Below are 2,782 nucleotides of genomic sequence, written 5' to 3'. Positions count from 1 at the left end.
TGGATATGAGCTTGCCAAAAAGTCTCGGGGTGCTGTTTTTCTTTTTTAGAACCAACTTCCGAAAGAGGGAAGCCCGTTTTGATAGAGACCTGTTCAATGGTGTCGGCAAGACTTTCATTGTCGAATTTCACAACTAGCTTTTCGGTGGCAAAGAGAACTTTGGCTTGAATAACACCTTCAATGTTACTAACAGCTTTCTCTATTTTTTTAGCACAAGCTGGGCAGTCCATTCCTGAGACCAACCAACTTTTAGAAAATTGGGCATTTAAAGTTTGAGTAGAGGACTGACTGTCTTCTTCTCCACTGTCTGAACCACAACAATCATCTCCTGACGATGAAGACGCAGTAGCAGAAGAGCTGCAACATGAAGATGAAGTACCTGCTGCGGTAATGCTTGAAATTTTAGGGCTAGAGCAACTTGCTCCAGTCGCTTGTGGTTGAACGTCCACTTTTGTTGAGCGGCACGCTGCGTGTTTTGCGCACATAATGTATCTCCTTAATACTCAAAAGCCTTGAGGTTATTGCTCACTCATGAGCAACAGAACCTTAAGTACAACAAAAGTATAAACCTTGGAGACTACTCCAAGGTCAAGAACAAATTGTCCAAAACCAAGAAGAAATTTACAAACCAACTAATCTATATTGGAGTGTCGCTGTTATTGCGACTTGAGCTCTTTACACTCTTCTCTGTTCGCCGATACATCATCAATAAGAACTGCATCATGTGAACAGAATGGTTGTGTATTCAAGCTGACTATCGACACATCGTCTTCTACAGGATCAACTTGGGAACCTTGCATAAGCTCGGCAATATGATAGCGAAGCACTAGGGTACCGAGTATTCCGAACAAAACATTGCCCAAGGCTTGCCCATACAGCACACCCAATGCGCCATACCATTGCGAGCCTAAGTAAACGAACGGCAATGTACCGAGAGTGGCTTTACCCAGATTCAGTGCTGTCGAGTAAAGCGGTTTACCTAAGTTATTAAAAGACGTGTTGGCAACAAACAGTGCGCCGTTGAAGGTGAAGGTCAACGCTACATAGGTACAGAATGCGGCAACAATAATTGCTGCATCACCTTGTAGACTAAAGCCTTGGATCACATAGTCTTGGACAAAGTATAAGAGAATACAAACGGCGATGGTGTACGCCGTAGTAACCAACAATGAGTTGTTGAGTGTTTCTTTTACTCTATCCATTCGTTCTGCACCAAAGTTTTGCCCAATGATAGGGCCCACAGCGCCAGACAAAGCAAAGATAACCGCAAAACAAACCGGCGTCAGACGACCTATCACAGCAAAGCCCGCGACAAAATCCTCTCCGTATTGTGCAATCCCCGTCGTTACAATCGCATTACCGATAGGCGTTGCGGTATTGGTGATAATAGCAGGCAGCGCAATAGCCAATATTGGTCGAATATTAATGCGCCATTGTACAAGAGAAGGGGGAGCCACCAGTTGGTGACTGCGAATCAAAGGGTAAAGCGAGAAAAAGAGCACCGAAAAACGAGCAAAGACAGAAGCGATAGCCGCCCCTTCGATGTTCCAACCAAAACCAAAAATAAACAAAGGGTCGAGAATCGCGTTAACAATACCGCCCGACAAGGTCGCCCACATCGAACGTTTGGCATCACCTGCAGCTCTCAAGCCTGCACCCGCAGCCATCGCTAGCGCTAGAAATGGCCCGCTTGGCAATAAGATTTGCAGGTAAGCTTGCGCCCGCTCTGCGGCAACCCCCTTTGCACCAATCGCAGCAAGTAGCTCTGGGATATAGGCGAACATCACCGCAGTAATCGTCAAACTGATGACAAAAGCAGTCAGCATAATACTAGTAGCGAGGTTTCGAGCGTGTTCTTGATTCTTTGAACCAATAGCTTTGGAAACCAACGCACCCATAGCAATAGAAGTACCGATCGAAACGGAGGTAGAGAAAAATGTCAGTGTGCCTGCAAAACCAACAGCCGCGGCCAATTCGACTTGTCCCAACATACTGATGAACAACATATCGAGTAAATCGACCACGAATAACGCCATCAAACCAACAGAGCCAGCCCCCGACATCACCAATATGTGGCGCATCGTTGAACCTTCTACAAACTTCGCAGTTTGATTTGACATGAAACCTCCAAAAGTTGGAACACCACAAAATAAAGCTCTATAAGCTAGTCAGCCACAAACTAGGGATCTACAAAAAAGATCCACCAAGAAAAGCTCTACAAAGAAAAAAGGCGCTAGTGCGCCTTTTCAATTGAGGGTATTGAGAAAAATAATCGTTCTTAACACACCACTATACATGATGTTTAAAACTATACCTGATGTTTAAAGCATTCATCTAAGTTCTTGCCGATTGCTCTCAAAACATCGGTTCGAGTAATCATACCCACTAGCTTTTTGTTATCGAGTACCGGATAAGCTTTGGGTTTTCCAACTTGCATCATATCTGCCAATTCAATAATGGATAACTCAGGTGATACCGAGAGAACTTCTTGGTACATACAATCACCTACAATATGCGTGTCTTGGCAGAAATAGCTCACCTTCACTAACTTCTCGAGTAAATCTTGTTCAGAAAGGAAACCAATCACTTGTTCATTATCATCAATGACTGGACCACCCATATGATGGCTGCGCATTACTCTGTCTAACGCGAGACTTAACGGCATGTCAGGAGTGAATGTCACAACCTGCGGCGTCATGTAATCTTTCACTTTAATAGAATGCATTGCGTTCTCCCTAAAATACGTTTTGTTATCGATTTTTCTATCGTGTTACCTTAATTG

Annotated in this window: 3 protein-coding genes; all 3 read right to left on the bottom strand. The window is 44.1% G+C overall.

The window, feature by feature from the left end; translation table 11 throughout:
• Nucleotides 1-485 (bottom strand): cation transporter (locus AB4496_RS22280; protein WP_372131990.1); only part of this gene is annotated, 485 nt, incomplete at its 3' end.
• Between the two features lie 171 nt (nucleotides 486-656).
• Entirely contained in the window at nucleotides 657-2,120 is a 1,464-nt protein-coding gene (locus AB4496_RS22275) for an MATE family efflux transporter (protein WP_009847165.1), read from the bottom strand.
• Between the two features lie 188 nt (nucleotides 2,121-2,308).
• The gene (locus AB4496_RS22270) at nucleotides 2,309-2,725 is read right to left on the bottom strand and encodes a CBS domain-containing protein (RefSeq protein WP_009847166.1); all 417 of its coding nucleotides are present in this window, start codon (nucleotides 2,723-2,725) and stop codon (nucleotides 2,309-2,311) included.
• Nucleotides 2,726-2,782 lie beyond the last annotated feature (57 nt).

The sequence above is a fragment of the Vibrio sp. 10N.222.46.A1 genome (assembly GCF_041473595.1).
In the GTDB taxonomy this organism is placed as follows: Bacteria; Pseudomonadota; Gammaproteobacteria; order Enterobacterales; family Vibrionaceae; genus Vibrio; species Vibrio tasmaniensis_A.
This window is presented reverse-complemented; position numbering and strand designations above follow the sequence as displayed.

Coding starts and splice junctions, on each gene's coding strand:
- AB4496_RS22275 (WP_009847165.1), bottom strand. CDS start 2,120: ATGTCAAATCAAACTGCGAAGTTTGTAGAAGGTTCAACGATGCGCCAC.
- AB4496_RS22270 (WP_009847166.1), bottom strand. CDS start 2,725: ATGCATTCTATTAAAGTGAAAGATTACATGACGCCGCAGGTTGTGACA.